We start from the raw sequence: 16,195 nt of genomic DNA, 5'->3' as shown, positions 1-16,195 counted from the left end.
CCCAGCGGCCCGGATCGCCGATCTCTCCGGGCTTTGGCCGTGGATGGTAGCCAGCCCGAGTCCTTCTGTCGCGCCGAGGTTCTCGGGCGGGCCACCCGAATGTAGGGATCTCCCTACTGTCTGCGGGCCGGCGAGATCGGTGATCCTGGGCTTCGGCCGCACGCCCACCCCAAACCCGTGGCAGGCGAGGACGCGCCGGAGCAGAGATTGGATACCCAGTGACCCCGCCCGCCAGGCACCCCCGCGTATCGGTCCCGGTGGTGACCGTTCCGCCACACGCGATTCCGCATCCCGAACTCGTCGAGGCGGTGCGCGACCGGTACGAGCGAGTGTTCCCGCCCGGCAGCCCGCGATCCCGCGCGGTGGAGCGCGCCCTCACGATGGCCGGACGGCTCGCCATCGATGTCCATCCCATGCACCTGCGCACTGAGGAGATCATGGGTATGCGAGGGTTCGCGGCCCGTAACGCCGCCGCCTGGGAGGCGTTCCACGCGTACGCGGTACCCGCCGCGCGGGCAGCGCTGGACTCGGTGGGCCGCGGTGGCGCCGATATCGATCTGGTCGTTCTCGAGTCGTCCACCCTGCTGTCGATGCCGGCACCGATCAGCGCATTGTCACAGGCCCTGGGGCTGCGCCCGGACTGCGCCGCGCTACCCGTGTCGGGTATGGGCTGCCGCGGCGGCGCGCACGCGATCACGCTGGCGCACACGTGGATACGGGCCCATCCCGGCCATACGGTCCTGATCGTCACCGCCGATACGGCGTCGCCGCATTTCCACGTCGAAACAGAGCTGGACGAAGCGGGACTGGTGGGCAATATCGTCTCCAGCGCGCTGTTCTCCGACGCCGCGGCGGCGGCTGTGGTGTCCACCTCGCTCGAGGAGGGCGTCGAGCTGCTCGATATCACCCGCTACGAGGTGCCCGGCACCGCGGATGCCATCACCTGGGTCGTCACCGACGAGGGGCCGCGGTTCCGCCTCACCACCGACGCGGTGCGTTCCATCCCGGCCGTGGCCCCTGCGCTCCGGGCTCTGCTGAGCAGGCAGGGATGGACGGGGGCCGATCTCGCCGTCTGTGCCCTGCACGCGGGCGGCAACAACATCATCCGGGATGTCCAGCACACCCTGGGTCTCGAGGCCCACCAGGTGGCACCGGCGTGGCGGTCGCTGCTCCGCGGCAACCTCATGTCGTCGGCTGTGCTGGACGCGATCGCCCTGATCGCCGCGGATCCCGCGCTGCGCCCGGAGTGGGGCGCTCCGCTGCTGGGCGCCGGGTTCGGCCCCGGGTTCGGCACCGACTCGTTCCTCGGCCGGGCGCTGCTGCCCACGACCCGGGCCGCGGCGGCAGACCACACAACCATGGTGCGCGGTGACGTCGCGGTCGGCCGACCGTGGGGACCGCGGATCGAGAGAGAGGAAAGCCATGCCTGAGCCCTGCGGGCGTCCCGAGCGGATCGTCACCGTGGAGGAGCACGTACTTCCGGATTTCCTGAGCGAGTATCTGGACGGCGCCCGGAACAACCTCGACGCCGCGTACTGGGCCGAGGCCGAGCACCGGCTGCGCGACGTCGGCCACGAGCGACTCGCCGCGATGGACGCCCACGGCGTCACCGTGCAGGTGCTGTCGCCGACCGCGCCCGGTATCCAGGTCGAGCCCGATCCGGCGAAGGCCACCCGGCTCGCGGCGCGCACCAACGACTGGCTGGCCGAGGTGGTGGCCTCGGCCCCGGACCGGTTCGCCGGATTCGCGACGGTCGCGCTGCAGAATCCCGCCGCCGCGGTCCGAGAGCTGCACCGGGCGATCGGTGAGCTGGGCCTGGTCGGGGTGCTGGTCAACGGCCACACCTGCGGCTCCTACCTGGACGAGCCGCAGTACCAGGAGTTCCTGGAGGCGGTCGCCGAGCTCGGGGTTCCGTTGTATCTGCATCCGGCCAACGCGCCCGACGCGGCCGCCTGGACGGCCGGTCATCCGCAGTTGCGCGGGCCCCTGTTCGGCTGGGGCGTCGAGACGGCCGCCCATTTCCTGCGGCTGCTGTGCTCGGGCGTCTTCGACCGCCCGGCGACTCGTGAGCTCACGGTGATCCTGGGCCACGCCGGGGAAGGTCTGCTCGCCGCGCCGTCCCGGCTGGACTCGCGCTGGCAGGTGGCCAACGCACAGCGGCACGGCCTGCGGCTCGACCATCCACCATCGCACTACCTGCGCACCAACCTGTTCGTCACCACCTCGGGGGTGACCGACCCGCCGGCCTTCTGGGCGGCGATCGCCGGCGCCGGCGCCGAGCGGGTGGCCGTGGCGCTGGACTATCCGATGGAGGAAATGGGCCCGCAGCTGGCCGCGCTGCGGGCCCGGTGGCGAGTGGACGAGCTGGACGCCGGTGCCGATGACGAACTGCTGGAACGGGTCGCCTGGCGCAATATCAGCGAGTTGCTCGGGTTGACGCCGGCCCCGGCCATCCCGGCCACTTCGGCCCCGGCCGCGATCAACGGCATCCCGGTGCGGAGATGACCGGAGCGCCCGCCCTGGGGGGACATACCGTTTCGGGCGCGTCCGGCCGGACCCGGCTGCTCGGCGCCGCCGCGCTGGTCGTCGCCGGATTCGCTCTGCGCCCGCCGGTCACCGGCCTCGGCGCGGCGCTGGAATTCGTCCCGGCCGGCACCGGCATCGACTCGGCGATGCTCGGGTGGGCCGTCACCATACCGCTGTGGTGCTATGCCGTGGGCGGCCTGTCGACGCCGCGGCTGGCGGCGGTCTGGGATCCGGACCGTGCCTTCGCCGTCGCGCTGGCGGTCATGGCGGGCGGCCAGCTCGTGCGCGTCGCGGGCGGGCCCGGCCTGCTGATCGCCGGCACGACGGTGACCGCGTTGGGTACCGCGGTGGTGGCGACTCTGCTCCCGGTGCTGGCCGGCCGCTCCGGTCCTGGCGCGACCCGGATGACGGCCCTGTACGCCCCCGCGATCGGTGTCGGCAGCGCCGCGGGGGCATTCCTGACCACGCCGGTGAGCGCGGCCGGTTCGTGGCGGTGGGGTCTTGTGCTGTGGGCGCCGGTCTGCGGAGTCGCCGTAGTGCTGTGGCTGGCCGCGCTGCGGCGCCACCCGGAGCCCGCCGTGAGCCCGGCGCCCGCGCCGCCGCTCCGGTGGATACTCGTTCCGCGCGGACGACTGGCCTGGTCGCTGATCGTTTTGTTCGCCGCGTGGGCGACCACGGCGTTCGGTGTCATGAGCCTGCTGCCGTCGTTCTATCGCGAGGCGGGTACCGACCCGGCCACTGCGGGACTGTTGCTCGGCGTCGCGGCCGCCGCCGGTCTGCCGGCCGCGGCGTTGTTCCCCGGATGGGTGCGCCGGGCACCCGGCCGCGTCCTGCCCCTCGCCGTCGCCACCGTGACCCCCGCCCTGGGCCTGCTGGGACTGTCTCGGTACCCGCAGACGGTGCCGTGGCTGTGGGCCGCGGCGATCGGGGTGGGGCTGGGAACCCTGTCGCTCATCCTGAGTCTGATCTCACTGCGTGCCCCCGACCGGGGCTCGGTGACGGTCCTGTCGGCGACGACGCACGGAATCGGTTACGCGCTGGCGGGTGTGGGAGTCGCGGTGCAGAGCGCCCTGCACCTGTGGTCCGGAACCTGGGAGCCGGTCATCTGGCTGTTGGCCGGTCTGTGCCTGGTGCAACTCCTCGCGGGCACGGCTGTGCCGCGGCCGCCGCATCGCCCGAATGTGGTCATGCTCCGCCGCGGGTCGTAGCCGCCGTATGCGCGTCGAGGATGCGGGTGAGCAGACCGACGAGGGTGCGCCGTTCGGCCGCCGAGAGCCCGGCGAGCAGTTCGTCCTGCGCCCGGTCCAGCCGGCGGTCCAGGTCGTCGAGGTGCGCACTGCCCGATGCGGTGAGGGTGACGATATTGCGGCGGCGGTCCCCGGGATCGGCGGCCCGGTCCGCGAAACCCCGGGCGACCAGCTCGTTCAGGACCGCCACCATATCGCTGCGGTCGATACCGGTGCGCCGGCCGAGTTCGGCCTGGCTCGCGGCGCCCGCCTCCCGCAGTGTGGTGAGTACTGCGTAGTGGTATCGCCGCGATCCGGTATCGGCCAGCGCCTGTTCGGTGGCGCGATCGGCGAGTAGCGCGGTCTGGTTGATCAGCCGGGTCGGCAGGGAACGCAGCCTGCCGGGGACGTCCTCGTGCGCGATCTTCATATCCGGAATCTAGCAAGCAATTGTTGGCAGCTCCCACAAAACCCGCTATTGTTGGCCCAGCCAACATTGGCTACACCAACAGTAGTGGAAGGTCTCGTCATGCGAACGCGCCCCCATCACCTCTTCCGCACCGTCCTGCCGGCCGCCGTGCTCGGCGCCACCGTGCTCCATGGCGCGATCGACCCACCCGCACGGGCCGTACGCGAACTCACCGACCGCGCCGAGATCACCGCCCTGGTGGACCGGTTGTCCCGGGCACTGGACGAAGGAGACTTCGACCGCTTCCGCACGATCTACACCGCCGACGCCACCGCGCGCACTCCGGGCGGGGAAGCCCGCGGCCGCGACGCTCTCACCGCACAAGCCGCGCGGACGCACTCCCCGGACAAGGCGATCCAGCACTTCGTCAGCAATATCGCGATCGACCTGGCCGGAGACAGCGCGGAGATCCGGGCGAACCTGCTCGCCGTCTTCGCTCCGGCCCCCACGGACAACGCGCTACCGGCCCCCGGTTACACGCTGGGCGAGGTCTACCGCTTCGCCGCGCGGCGAACGGCCGAGGGCTGGCGCCTGACCCGGGTGCACTCCACTCCGCTCTGGTCGGTCGGGACCCGGTTCTGAGCGCCGGCGCTCCCGCGCGGCGGCCCGGCCGGACCGGTCAGCGGGTCGCCCAGGGCGCGGCGATCAGTGCCTCGGCATCCTCGTCCGGGATATCGATATCGAAAACCTCGCCGAGCACCTTCGCCAGCTCCGCGAGTTCCAGCTCCCGCGACACGCTCGTCCCGTCCGGGTACTCGGTGGTCAGGGTCCGTCCGTCGAGCGTGTGGTGGACGCCCGGAAGGAACCGCTGCACGAACGGCCGCTGGGTGAACGGCGAGCGCGGTGAGGTGGAGACGAAATGGTTACCCACCTCGTAGTCGATCCGGTATTGCGGTTCCAGCGTGAAGGTGTAACGGTCGACCCAGCCGGCCGACGCGAACTGGTACAGCACCCACTGGTCCCCACCGAGTTCGCCCCGGGTGCGTTCGAGCCGGAACCGCCAGCCGCCGAGGGTGAATTCGTCCGGACGATCGACCAGCGGATAGGGTTCGGACGGCCCGGCTCCGAACCCCACATCGGCCAGCCACGCCCGGTCGTCGTCGGAGACGGTGATCCGCAGCAGCGCATGGGTGGCCGGGCGCAGCCCGCCCGACCCCATGGTGACGCGGCCGGACAGTCCGGTGACGCCGAATCCGAAACGCTCCAGCGCCGCCGCGAACACCGTGACGTTCTCGTAGCAGTACCCACCGCGCCGCCGCCGGATCAGCTTGTCCTGTAGCGATTCCAGATCCAGCGGCACCGGCCGGCCCAGCACCGCCTCCAGATTCTCGAACGGCACCGCGGTGGTGTGCGCGGCCACCAGCTCCCGCAGCACGGCCAGCGTCGGAGTGCGCGGGCCGGTGTATCCGATCCGCGTCAGATACGCGTCCAGATCAAGTGCTGCGCCGTTCCAGTGGTAGGCGGCATCGGCCGGTTTCGACATGTCATCCCTTTCGCCCTGGTACACAACGAGCAACCGCCCGCACGCGCCGGATGTTCCGTGACTCCACGGAACTCGCGTCCCAGGCGCTCGATGGCGCTGCTACATATCGAGACCCAGGTCCAGCACGCGGACCGAATGGGTCAGGGCGCCCACCGCCAGGAAATCGACACCGGTCCGGGCATAGTCCGCGGCCATATCGAGGGTGAGGCCGCCGGAGGATTCCAGTTTCGTCTCCGGCGCCACGGCATTGCGGCGCTGGACCGCGGCCTGGGTCTGCCAGAGCGGGAAATTGTCGAGCAGGACCAGTTGAACCTGCTCGCCGAGTACGGCGTCGAGCTGATCGAGATCGTCGACCTCGACCTCGCAGTCGATCTCCGGCGCGGCGGCGCGGACCGCGCGCAGCGCCTCGACCACCGACCCCGCCGCGACGACGTGATTGTCCTTGATCAGCGCGGCGTCGCCCAGACCCATGCGATGGTTCACGCCGCCACCGGCGCGCACCGCGTACTTCTGCAGCGCGCGCAGCCCGGGCAGCGTCTTACGGCTGTCCCGGATCCGGCAGCCGGTGCCCTCGACCGCGTCCACCCAGTCGGCGGTGGCGCTGGCGATACCCGAGAGATGACACATCAGGTTGAGCATGGTGCGCTCCGCGGTGAGCAGCCCGCGGGTCGGCGCCACCACCGCCAGCGCCGTCTGCCCGGGCGCGATCCGGGTGCCGTCGGCCACCCGCTCGGTGACTTCGTAGCCCCCGGCGCCGATCACCTCGTCGAGCACCAGCAGCCCGATATCTATCCCGGCGACGGTGCCCGGCTGCCGGGCCACCACCGCGGCCTTCACCACCGCATCCGCGGGAACGGTGGCCGTGGTGGTGATATCGGGCCCGTAGCGCAAATCCTCGTCCAGTGCCGTCCGGATGAGACCGCGGACTTCCTCGGGATCCAGACCGGAATCCAATGACATTGTCTTCTCCTCGTTCTCGATCCGGGCGCGCGGCCGCGCCGGGTCGCTTCGCCGGCGGATACCGGGTTCCGGATCCGGTCGCGGACCGGTCGCGAACGCCGCGGTCACCCGACCGCTCACGACGGCGCCGCCAAAGGCGTCGGTTCGGTGATCACGCGCGGCGCGCCGCTGTCGTCCAGGCGCACCGCGATCGACTGCGCCGAGCCCGGTGCCGTCTGCGGGTGATCGCCGCGGGTGTGGCAGCCGCGGCTCTCGGTGCGCGCTCGCGCCGCCAGCAACAGCGCCTGTCCGGTGACGGTGAGCGCGGCGTCCTCGAACCGGGCCACGATTTCCGCGGGCGTCCCGGGGCGCGAAGGCGGTAGCGCGGTCGGTTCGTCGCCGCGCGCGGTGTCGAGCATCCGGGCCGCCCGGGCCAGCCCGGCACCGTCGCGCACGACCGAGGCGTACTCGGTCATCGCCTGCTGGAGCGCAGGTCGCGGCAGCACCGGCCTGCCCCGGACCGGCTCGCCCGGCACCTGCGCCGGTTCCCCTACCCGCTCCAGCGCCGCGAACCCGGCCCGCTCGCCCATCACCAGACCCTCGAGCAGACTGTTGGAAGCCAGCCGGTTGGCACCGTGCAGACCGGTCCGCGCGACCTCGCCGGCGGCGTACAGCCCCGGTACGCCGGTGCGCCCGTGCAGATCGGTGATCACGCCGCCGCACTGATAGTGCGCGGCGGGCGCCACGGGAATCAGATCGCGGCGCGGGTCGATACCCGCCGCGCGGCAGGACATGGTGATCGTCGGAAAACGCCGGGTGAAGTCGGGTACCTCCCGGGCGTCGAGGTACACGTGATCGGCGCCCAGCGACCGCATCCGGGCCGCGATGGCCCGGGACACCACATCCCGGGGCGCCAGATCACCGCGCGGATGCACCCCGGCGGTCACCGAGTCACCCCGCGCGTCCACCAGCCGCGCACCCTCACCGCGCACCGCCTCACTGATCAGCGGCTGCCTGCCGAACCCGTCGGGCGTGAACAGGACGGTGGGATGGAACTGCACGAATTCCAGATCCGCCACCGCCGCGCCCGCCCAGAGCGCCAGCGCGACGCCGTCGGCCGTCGCACCGGCCGGGTTCGTACTCAACGCGTACAGCTGCCCGAGACCACCGGTCGCGAGCAACACCGCCGGCGCGTGCACCAGGCCGAGTCCGCGATCGGAGACGGCCAGCACTCCCTGGACGCCGGACACGCCGGTGACCACCTCCAGTACCGCGGTGCCGAACAGCACCGGCAGTCCGGCCGCCGAGAGCGCCCGCTGCACTTCCGCGCCGGTGGCGTCGCCGCCGGCATGGATGATGCGGCGGGTGCTGTGCCCGCCCTCCCGGGTCCGCGACACCTGCCCGTCCCGGCCGAGATCGAACACCGCACCCAGATCGGTGAGAGCGGCCACCGCGTCCGGCCCGCCGGCGACGATGGAACGCACCGCGTCGGGATCGCACAGCCCGCCACCGGCGGCGAGGGTGTCGGCGACATGGGAATCCACCGAGTCCCCGTACGGCGCGACCACGGCGATCCCGCCCTGGGCGTACTGCGTGGCGGTATCGGCCGGGCCACCCTTGCTCAGGATCAGCACCCGCAGCCCGGCCCGCGCCGCCGCGCGCGCGGCCGTCAGCCCGGCGACCCCGCCGCCGATCACCACCAGATCGGCGCGGGCCTCCCACATCCGATCGAGTCGATCGGTCATCACGTACTCCACGTCCGCAGCGACGATGTCACGCCCGGACCGGCGTCATTCCCCGCCGCCCGGGGTGCCGATCTCGATCATCCGCTGGACCGAATGCCGGGCCAGGGCCGCGGTCTCCGGGTCGACGTGGACCTCGTCGCGGTTCTCCTCGAGGCAGCGCAACAGCGCGGCCGGGGTGATCATCTTCATGTACTTGCAGGCGGCACGATCGTTCACGGCCCGGAAATCGATACCCGGGGCGGCCTTGCGCAACTGGTGCAGCATGCCCACCTCGGTCGCGACCAGCACCTGGTTCGATTTCGCCGCGCGGGCGGCGTCGATCATGCCGCCGGTCGACAGGATGTGCACCCGGTCGGCGGGGAACTCGCCCTCACCGGCCAGGTACAGCGCCGAAGTGGCACAGCCGCATTCGGGGTGCACGAAGAGCTCGGCATCGGGGTGGGCGCGGGCCTGGTCGTTGAGCTCGTCACCGTTGATCCCGGCGTGCACATGGCATTCGCCCATCCAGATGTGCATGTTCTCACGCCCGGTCTCGCGCTTGACATGCGCGCCGAGGAACTGGTCGGGCAGGAAGAGCACCTCGCGGCCGGGGTCGATCGAGGCGACCACATCGACGGCGTTGGACGAGGTGCAGCAGATATCGGTGAGCCCCTTGACCGCCGCGGTGGTGTTCACATACGACACCACCACCGCGCCCGGATGCTCGGCCTTCCAGTCGCGCAGTTCCGCGGCCGTGATCGAATCCGCGAGCGAGCATCCGGCGCGCTCGTCGGGGATCAGCACGGTCTTCTTTGGGCTCAGGATCTTGGCGGTCTCGGCCATGAAGTGCACACCGCAGAAGACGATGGTCTCCTCCGGCGCCTCGGCCGCGATCCGGGACAGCGCCAGCGAGTCACCGACGTGATCGGCCACGTCCTGGATCTCGGGCAGCTGGTAATTGTGCGCGAGAATGGTGGCGTTGCGCTGCCGGGCCAGGCGTTTCACCTCGGCCGCCCATTCCGGTGTCGCCTCGACCCCGGTGTAGCCCGACGGCCCGTCGCTGATCCGCTCCCGCAGTGCGGTACCCGGCGCCGGGGCCAATTCTGCTCCCATCGTCGCCATGGTCGCTCCTTCCTCCGCGCGATCGGCGCCGGACGCCGATTCGCACTCAACCAGGTTTTCGACTTATGATCGAAAACGTGGACCAGTTTAGCACCATCCATGAATCGCTCACCGCGGTGTTCCAGGTTCGCCACTTCCCCGCCGACAACGCCGCAGGTCACAGCACTACGAAGACGGGCGACCGCCGCCCGCCCCGCCAACAGCGGGAACTCGCGGTGCTGCTGTGGCAGCGCGCACTGGCCCCCCAGCGGGGCACCTGGTCGCTACCCGGTGGCCGATTGCGCAACGACGAGGACCTGGACACCTCGGCCCGGCGGCAGCTGGCCGAGAAGGTGGACGTGCGCGAGGTCGACCATCTCGAGCAGTTGTCGGTGTTCAGCGCCCCCGACCGCGTCCCCGGACCGCGCCGGATCGCCTCGGCCTACCTGGGCCTGGTCCCCCTCACCGCCGACCCGCAACTGCCGGCGGACACCTCCTGGCACCGAGTGGCCGCACTGCCGGAGATGTCGTTCGATCACGGCACCGTGGTCGAGCACGCCCGGGCGCGGCTGGCCGCGAAACTCTCCTACACCAATATCTCCTTCGCCCTGGCGCCGGATCGGTTCACCATGTCCACGCTGCGCGAGATCTACTGCGCCGCACTGGGTTACGACGTGGATACGACGAACCTGCAACGGGTTCTGACCCGGCGCAAGGTGATCACCCCCACCGGTGACACCGCCGCCCCGGGCCGCGCCGGTGGCCGCCCCGCCTCGGTCTACCGGTTCAGCGATTCCGGACTGCGCGTCACCGACGAATTCGCCGCGCTCCGGCCCCGCGCCTGACGAGCTCCGGCCCAGCTCACAGAGCCGGAACCCGTCAGCGGTGACCGCGACCTCGGCCGAACGGACTGTGCCGATCGGCCACGCGGGCCGGTACCGCTCCTACGGACAGCGGCGGTATCAGGTCCGCATTTCCGGCCGCGGTACCGGCTGCTTCTCCGGGCGCCGCGCCCCGCGGTCCAGCGGCCAGACGACCACTTCGATCACCCAGAACAGCAGCAGGAACACCGTCACCACCACGGTCGGGATCAGCAGGAACAGGATGGACACCACCGAAATAACCGTGAACACCGCCAGCGCCGCCGGGGAGATGCCCTGCAACCGGCTACCGAACCGCACCGCCGCCCACATCATCCAGCGGCGTGGCAGCGAAATCGCGCATTCGCGCAGCGCCCGCCGGAACAGGCCGTCGGCGTCGACCTTGCTCACCAACTCCGAGCGGAGCAGATAGTCGTGCAGGATGGCGGCCCGCGTGTACACGCCGTAACGCGGTATCAGCCACACCACCGGCCGCGGCACCGACGCGAAATCGGTCCGGAATCCGACGGGTACTTCGAAATGTTGGTCCGCGCCCGCGTAACCCAGCGGTTCCCGGACTCTCCAGAACGTCCCATCGATCTCCTCGACCACGAGCGCACTGGTGAACCCCACGAGGCAATCTCCCTGTCGTGACATCGGTTTCGCTCACTCTACGACCGCCGGAGACGACCCCGGTAACCGACCGCGCGCCGGGCCCGCCCGCCGGGACAGCGGCCGGTCGATGGGGGCTACCGGGCATCCGGGACAGGTTTTCGGGCGACCCCGGCAGGCCCCGAACCGGCAGTGCGAGACGAGCGGCGGCGGCCCGCGGAACCGCGGTCGGACCCGGAACGCGAATCGTCGTATACCCGGCGCCGGCCGTCATATCCCCGAGCCGACTGCGGATCGCCGTGTCCGGATCCATTGCGACGACCAAAATGAGCGTGCGCCTCCGCCCGCGCCGCTGATCCGATTGCTCGGCCGGCCCACCGTCCACGACCCCGACCCGATCACTCGGCCCGATCACCGCCCCCGAGCCGACTTGATCATCCGGCGTGACAGTCGCGGCCCACGATCACGACCTCACCGCTCGCCGCGACCGGCACGGCCCCGCAACTTGCAGTTCAGCTCGGCGGCCCGGCGGGCGGGTCGCCGGCGGCGCCTTCACCGAGACCCGCCGGCGCGCCGGCCCGGGCCGGATCGGCGGAGGGCGCGGCGCCGGACCGAACCGGCTGATACCCGATGTCGTCGAACTCCGGATCGGCGTAGGGCTGGGGCCGGGAGTCGCCGAAGGCACTGACGAAACCGGTGCCCAGATCCTCGGCCGGGCTCAAACCGGCCAGCAGCAGGATCACCAGTCCGGCCAGCAGGGGCTGCAGCACCAGCGCGAAATGACTGTCCAGTTCCACCGGCAAGGCGACGATCCGGCCCACCGGCGGATCCTCGGGCCGCGAATTGTCCCAGGCGACGACCGCGTTTCCGACCCACGCCATGACCCAGGCGCCGATCACCGACCCCAGAAGCAGCCCGGCGCACTGGAGGGGACCTCGCATCCGCCGCCACCGCCAGGCCGCCACCGCCGACAGGAAGCCGGTGACCGCCCCGGCGCCGGCGAACAGCGCCGTCGCGTCGAACCGGTGCAGGCTCTCGCCGACCAGCGCCGCGCCGCGGCCCGGTTCCACCACCAGCACTCGTTCGGTCGGTGCCAGCAGACCCCACAGGGCACCCACCAGCACACTCACCACGACCATCGCGAGCAGCAGGACGAGGGCGGCGCGCGCCTCCCGGCGCGTCCCGGCCCGGTTTCGTCCGGGCATCGTTACCGCCTTTCCAGCCGGGCGGAATCGATCCGCCCGTGCCGGGAGCAGGTCGCCCACCAGCCGTCGGGATCGATCTGCACCACCATGCGACGGCCGCAGTGCTCGCAGAACCGCGGCGGTTCCAGCCCCAGTTGCACCGCTCGGGCGATCGGTTCGTCGAGCCCGGGCACGATCGGCCGGCCCGTGAACGGGTTGTAGCGCGCGTCCATATCGCCGACAGTACTCACGGCCTCGGCCCTTCCCCGGCTGACGTCGCCGATCAGAATGTCTCGTTGAGCGCTTTGATCGGCATCTCGAGTTCGCCGAGCAGGTCCAGGTCCTGTTCGGCGGGGCGGCCGAGGGTGGTGAGGTAGTTACCCACGATCACCGCGTTGATACCGCCGAGGATGCCCTGGCGGGCGCCGAGATCGCCGAGGGTGATCTCGCGGCCGCCGGCGAATCGCAGCAGGGTCCGGGGCAGGGCGAGCCGGAACGCCGCGACGGCACGCAACGCGTCGGCGGCCGGGAGGACCTCCAGCTCGCCGAAGGGTGTGCCCGGCCGGGGGTTGAGGAAGTTCAGCGGGACCTCGTCGGGTTCGAGCGCGGCCAGGTCCGCGGCGAATTCGGCGCGCTGCTCCAGAGTTTCGCCCATCCCGAGGATGCCACCGCAGCAGACCTCCATCCCGGCCGCGCGCACCATCCGCAGCGTGTTCCAGCGTTCTTCCCAGCTGTGTGTGGTGACCACGTTCGGGAAGTAGGACCGCGCGGTCTCCAGGTTGTGGTTGTAGCGGTGCACACCCATCGCGGCCAGCCGGTCGACCTGGTCCTGGGTGAGCATGCCGAGTGAGCAGGCGACCTGGATGTCGACCTCGTTGCGGATGGCCTCGACCCCGGCGGCCACCTGGGCCATCAGCCGTTCGTCGGGTCCGCGTACCGCGGCGACGATGCAGAATTCGGTGGCGCCGGTCTTGGCGGTCTGCTTGGCCGCCTCCACCAGGCTCGGGATATCCAGCCAGGCCGCGCGCACCGGTGACTGGAACAGGCCAGACTGGGAGCAGAAATGGCAGTCCTCCGGGCAGCCGCCGGTTTTGAGGCTGATGATGCCTTCCACCTCCACCTCGGGACCGCACCACTTCATCCGGACCTCGTGCGCGAGTTCGAGCAGGGGTTCGAGACGGTCGTCGCCCAGGCGCAGCACGTCGAGGGTCTGGTCCCGGGTCAGACCGATGCCACGCTCCAGGACCTGTTCCCGCGCCACGGTCAGCACGTCCTCGGTGGTCGCGGCGGCATCAGGTGTCCCGGCGGGTGCGTGTGTCACGGGCGGTTCCCTTCGTTCGAAAGGTTTTCCTGGTCCGTCTGCGCGGACCCAGAACTTGAACAGTGTTCAGGACAGGGTAGCGCCAAAGCTTGAACAGCGTTCAGGCTGGGGTAGCGTCAGGAGAAGCCAGCGATATCGGGAGGTCCGCACCGTGCAGTTACACCGGGACGACGTCGTGGAAGGCGCCATCGCCATCCTCGACCAGTACGGCCTGGCCGACCTCACCATGCGCCGGCTCGCCGGCGCGCTGCGGGTCCAGCCCGGTGCGCTGTACTGGCATTTCCCGAACAAACAGGCCCTGCTCGGCGCCGTGGCCGACCGGATTCTCGCACCGATGGAGCACCCGGTACGCGCCGGCGACTGGTCCGGCGCACTCACCGAACTGGCCCATCGACTCCGTGATTGCCTGCTCACCTACCGGGACGGCGCGGAACTGGTCTCGGCGACCTACGCCTCCCGCCTGACCACCAGCAAGGGCCGGGAACGGCTCGCCGCCGCGGTCATCCGCGCCGGTATCCCGCGCGCCGAGGCCGAACTCGCCGCATACACATTGCTGTACTACGTGCTCGGGCACACCGTCGACGAACAGTCCCGGATGCAGATGGACTCCGCCGGGGCCCTCACCGCGGACGACACCCTCGCCGCGTCCGAGGATCCGACGGCCCGCTTCGATTACGGCCTGCAGCTGTTCATCGCCGGAATCCGGCACCGCCTCGGCGCCGAGATCCGCTGACCGCGGCGAGGCGCCTCCCTCGGCCGACGGGGCACTCCACACCACCTTGAACACCGTTCAAGTATGGTGCTCCCGTGACCTCCGATCCACTGGCCTGGCTCGACGACCACGCCGCCGCGCGCACGACCGCCGGACTCCGCCGGCGCCTACGACCGCGCCCGGCCGCCGCGACCGGCCTGGATCTGGCGTCCAACGACTACCTCGGACTCACCCGGCACCCCGAGGTGATCGCGGGAGCCGTCGAGGCCGTGCACCGGTGGGGCGCGGGGTCCACCGGTTCCCGGCTGGTCACCGGGACGACCACCGAACACGAACTCCTCGAAACCGAGCTGGCCGAATTCACCGGAACCGCGGCCGGACTGGTGTTCGCCTCCGGTTACGCCGCCAACCTGGGCGCGGTCACCGCGCTGGCCGGCCGAGGATCGCTGATCGTCTCCGACGCCGGCTGCCACGCCTCCCTCGTGGACGCCTGCCGGCTGTCGCGCGCCCGGGTCGAGATCGCCCCGCATCGCGATATCGGCGCGGTGCGCCGCCTGCTGGCCACCCGCGGCGAGGAACGCGCCCTGGTCCTCACCGATTCGGTGTTCAGCGCCGACGGCGACCTCGCGCCGCTGGCCGAACTCCATCGGGTGACCCGCGCCCACGGCGCGGTACTACTGGTCGACGAGGCGCACGGGCTGGGGGTCCGCGGCGCCGGCGGTCGCGGACTCGTCCACGAGACCGGCCTGGCCGGCGAACCCGATGTGGTGGTCACCGCCACCCTGTCGAAAGCGCTGGCCGCCCAGGGCGGCGTGGTGCTCGGCGCCGGACGGGTGCGAGCGCATCTGATCGACACGGCGCGCACCATGATCTTCGATACCGGTCTGGCACCGGCCGCCGTGGGCGCCGCCCGCGCCGCCCTCCGGATTCTGCGCCGCGACCCCGGGCTGCCCCGGCGCGTACTGGACCGTGCCGCCGAGATCGCCCGGATCGCCGCGGTACCGGCTCCCGAATCGGCGGTGGTCCCGGTGGTGCTGGGCGACCCCCGTGTCGCCTACGAGGCGGCCCTGGCCTGCCGCGAACAGGGCCTGGAGGTCGGTTGCTTCCGGCCCCCCTCGGTTCCGGAGGGCACCTCCCGGTTGCGGATCACCGCCCGCGCCGACCTGTCCGCCGCCGATCTCGCCACCATCGCCGCCGTACTGACTCCGATCCTGGTCCGGGCCCGCGACACCGGGGCGGTCGCGATATGACTCCGCTGTTCGTCACCGGCACCTCGACCGAGGTCGGCAAAACCGTCACCACCGCCGCGCTGGCCGCCGTCGCCCGCGCGGCCGGTCGCGAGGTCGCCGTCTGCAAACCCGCACAGACCGGTATCGCTCCCGGTGAACCCGGTGATCTCGCCGTCGTCACCGCCCTCGCCGGAGTGACCCGGACCGTCGAACCCGCCCGCTACCCCGAACCCCTGGCTCCCGCCACCGCCGCCCGCCGCTGCGGCGCCCCGCTGCTCACCCTGGCCGAAACCGCCGCCGCGATCGACGAGCTCGGGTCCGCCGACCTGGTGCTGGTGGAGGGCGCGGGCGGATTGCTGGTCCGGCTGGGCGAATTCACGCTGCTCGATCTCGCCCGGGAACTGGCCGCCCCGGTGCTGGTGGTCGCCGCTGCCGGTCTCGGCACCCTCAATCACAGCGAGCTCACCACCTGGGCGCTGCGGCAGGCCGGGGTGGAATGCGCGGGCCTGGTGGTGGGATCGTGGCCCGACCGGCCCGATCTCGCGACCCGGACCAACCGCGCGGATCTCCCCCGGGTCACCGGCGTCGAACTCGTCGGCGCCGTACCGGCGGGCGCGGGTTCGTGGAGCCCGGCGCGTTTCCGGGCGGCGGCCCCGGGCTGGTTCGACCGGCACTGGGCGCGGCGGTATCTCGGAACAGCCGCCACGGGACCGGAAGTTGGTCCACCGACCGCCGCCTCGGTACCTGGATGAGTAATTCCAACGGGATGCTGCGCTGATGGTGTTCATCCGCACTTGATGCGCCCCGCG

At 71.4% G+C, this 16,195-nt stretch carries 17 protein-coding genes; 8 read left to right on the top strand and 9 right to left on the bottom strand.

Going from position 1 to position 16,195, the window contains the following annotated elements:
• The first annotated feature begins 260 nt into the window (after nt 1-260).
• From ON38_RS08730 to ON38_RS08720, 3 genes are read left to right on the top strand one after another with little or no spacing between them, the layout of a single operon-like run.
• A complete protein-coding gene (locus ON38_RS08730; protein ID WP_157181705.1) occupies nt 261-1,430 on the top strand; it encodes a beta-ketoacyl-[acyl-carrier-protein] synthase family protein in 1,170 nt (389 codons plus the stop codon).
• Entirely contained in the window at nt 1,423-2,505 is a 1,083-nt protein-coding gene (locus tag ON38_RS08725) for an amidohydrolase family protein (protein ID WP_051164515.1), read from the top strand. Before ON38_RS08730 ends, ON38_RS08725 begins: the two co-directional genes overlap by 8 nt.
• The gene (locus ON38_RS08720) at nt 2,502-3,734 is read left to right on the top strand and encodes an MFS transporter (protein WP_039823830.1); all 1,233 of its coding nucleotides are present in this window, start codon (nt 2,502-2,504) and stop codon (nt 3,732-3,734) included. Before ON38_RS08725 ends, ON38_RS08720 begins: the two co-directional genes overlap by 4 nt.
• Here the strand turns inward: ON38_RS08720 and ON38_RS08715 are convergent.
• Entirely contained in the window at nt 3,712-4,182 is a 471-nt protein-coding gene (locus ON38_RS08715; protein ID WP_039823828.1) for a MarR family winged helix-turn-helix transcriptional regulator, read from the bottom strand. The genes ON38_RS08720 and ON38_RS08715 overlap by 23 nt on opposite strands.
• A 99-nt stretch (nt 4,183-4,281) precedes the next feature.
• Here ON38_RS08715 and ON38_RS08710 point away from each other — a divergent pair, with 99 nt between their 5' ends.
• On the top strand, nt 4,282-4,803 hold the full coding sequence (locus tag ON38_RS08710; protein ID WP_157181704.1) for a nuclear transport factor 2 family protein: 522 nt from the start codon (nt 4,282-4,284) through the stop codon (nt 4,801-4,803).
• A gap of 37 nt (nt 4,804-4,840) precedes the next feature.
• Here the strand turns inward: ON38_RS08710 and ON38_RS08705 are convergent, their stop codons facing one another.
• From ON38_RS08705 to nadA, 4 genes are all read right to left on the bottom strand, one after another.
• On the bottom strand, nt 4,841-5,704 hold the full coding sequence (locus ON38_RS08705) for an arylamine N-acetyltransferase family protein (RefSeq protein WP_039823827.1): 864 nt from the start codon (nt 5,702-5,704) through the stop codon (nt 4,841-4,843).
• A gap of 99 nt (nt 5,705-5,803) precedes the next feature.
• On the bottom strand, nt 5,804-6,664 hold the full coding sequence (gene nadC / locus ON38_RS08700; protein ID WP_039823875.1) for a carboxylating nicotinate-nucleotide diphosphorylase: 861 nt from the start codon (nt 6,662-6,664) through the stop codon (nt 5,804-5,806).
• Between the two features lie 116 nt (nt 6,665-6,780).
• On the bottom strand, nt 6,781-8,388 hold the full coding sequence (locus ON38_RS08695; RefSeq protein ID WP_039823874.1) for an L-aspartate oxidase: 1,608 nt from the start codon (nt 8,386-8,388) through the stop codon (nt 6,781-6,783).
• Between the two features lie 45 nt (nt 8,389-8,433).
• On the bottom strand, nt 8,434-9,489 hold the full coding sequence (nadA, locus tag ON38_RS08690) for a quinolinate synthase NadA (protein ID WP_039823826.1): 1,056 nt from the start codon (nt 9,487-9,489) through the stop codon (nt 8,434-8,436).
• Between the two features lie 65 nt (nt 9,490-9,554).
• Here nadA and ON38_RS08685 point away from each other — a divergent pair, with 65 nt between their 5' ends.
• Nucleotides 9,555-10,313: an NUDIX hydrolase gene (locus ON38_RS08685; protein WP_039823825.1), complete on the top strand. Its 759-nt coding sequence runs from the start codon at nt 9,555-9,557 to the stop codon at nt 10,311-10,313.
• Between the two features lie 117 nt (nt 10,314-10,430).
• Here ON38_RS08685 and ON38_RS08680 read toward each other — a convergent pair whose 3' ends face one another.
• From ON38_RS08680 to bioB, 4 genes are all read right to left on the bottom strand, one after another.
• Nucleotides 10,431-10,961 carry a DUF1353 domain-containing protein gene (locus tag ON38_RS08680; RefSeq protein WP_039823823.1) on the bottom strand — a complete coding sequence of 177 codons (531 nt, stop codon included), beginning with the start codon at nt 10,959-10,961 and terminating at the stop codon, nt 10,431-10,433.
• Nucleotides 10,962-11,452: 491 nt separating this feature from the next.
• Nucleotides 11,453-12,145, bottom strand: coding sequence for a DUF2567 domain-containing protein (locus ON38_RS08675; protein WP_083872434.1), 693 nt, complete (start codon nt 12,143-12,145; stop codon nt 11,453-11,455).
• 2 nt (nt 12,146-12,147) lie between these two features.
• A complete protein-coding gene (gene bsaP / locus ON38_RS08670) occupies nt 12,148-12,357 on the bottom strand; it encodes a biotin synthase auxiliary protein BsaP (protein WP_039823871.1) in 210 nt (69 codons plus the stop codon).
• A gap of 50 nt (nt 12,358-12,407) precedes the next feature.
• Nucleotides 12,408-13,445, bottom strand: a complete 1,038-nt coding sequence (gene bioB, locus ON38_RS08665; RefSeq protein ID WP_039823821.1) for a biotin synthase BioB — start codon at nt 13,443-13,445, stop codon at nt 12,408-12,410.
• Nucleotides 13,446-13,596: 151 nt separating this feature from the next.
• Here bioB and ON38_RS08660 point away from each other — a divergent pair, with 151 nt between their 5' ends.
• From ON38_RS08660 to bioD, 3 genes are all read left to right on the top strand, one after another.
• Nucleotides 13,597-14,178 carry a TetR/AcrR family transcriptional regulator C-terminal domain-containing protein gene (locus ON38_RS08660; RefSeq protein WP_039823819.1) on the top strand — a complete coding sequence of 194 codons (582 nt, stop codon included), beginning with the start codon at nt 13,597-13,599 and terminating at the stop codon, nt 14,176-14,178.
• Nucleotides 14,179-14,252: 74 nt separating this feature from the next.
• A complete protein-coding gene (locus ON38_RS08655; RefSeq protein WP_039823818.1) occupies nt 14,253-15,407 on the top strand; it encodes an 8-amino-7-oxononanoate synthase in 1,155 nt (384 codons plus the stop codon).
• Nucleotides 15,404-16,138 (top strand): dethiobiotin synthase, encoded by a 735-nt coding sequence (gene bioD, locus ON38_RS08650; protein WP_051164512.1) that lies wholly within the window; start codon nt 15,404-15,406, stop codon nt 16,136-16,138. The genes ON38_RS08655 and bioD overlap by 4 nt, the downstream gene beginning before the upstream one ends.
• Nucleotides 16,139-16,195 lie beyond the last annotated feature (57 nt).

The sequence above is a fragment of the Nocardia testacea NBRC 100365 genome, from assembly GCF_000308775.1.
Lineage (GTDB): Bacteria > Actinomycetota > Actinomycetes > Mycobacteriales > Mycobacteriaceae > Nocardia > Nocardia testacea.
Note: the sequence above shows the minus strand (reverse complement) of the source record. Positions and strands in the feature narration are given on the sequence as shown.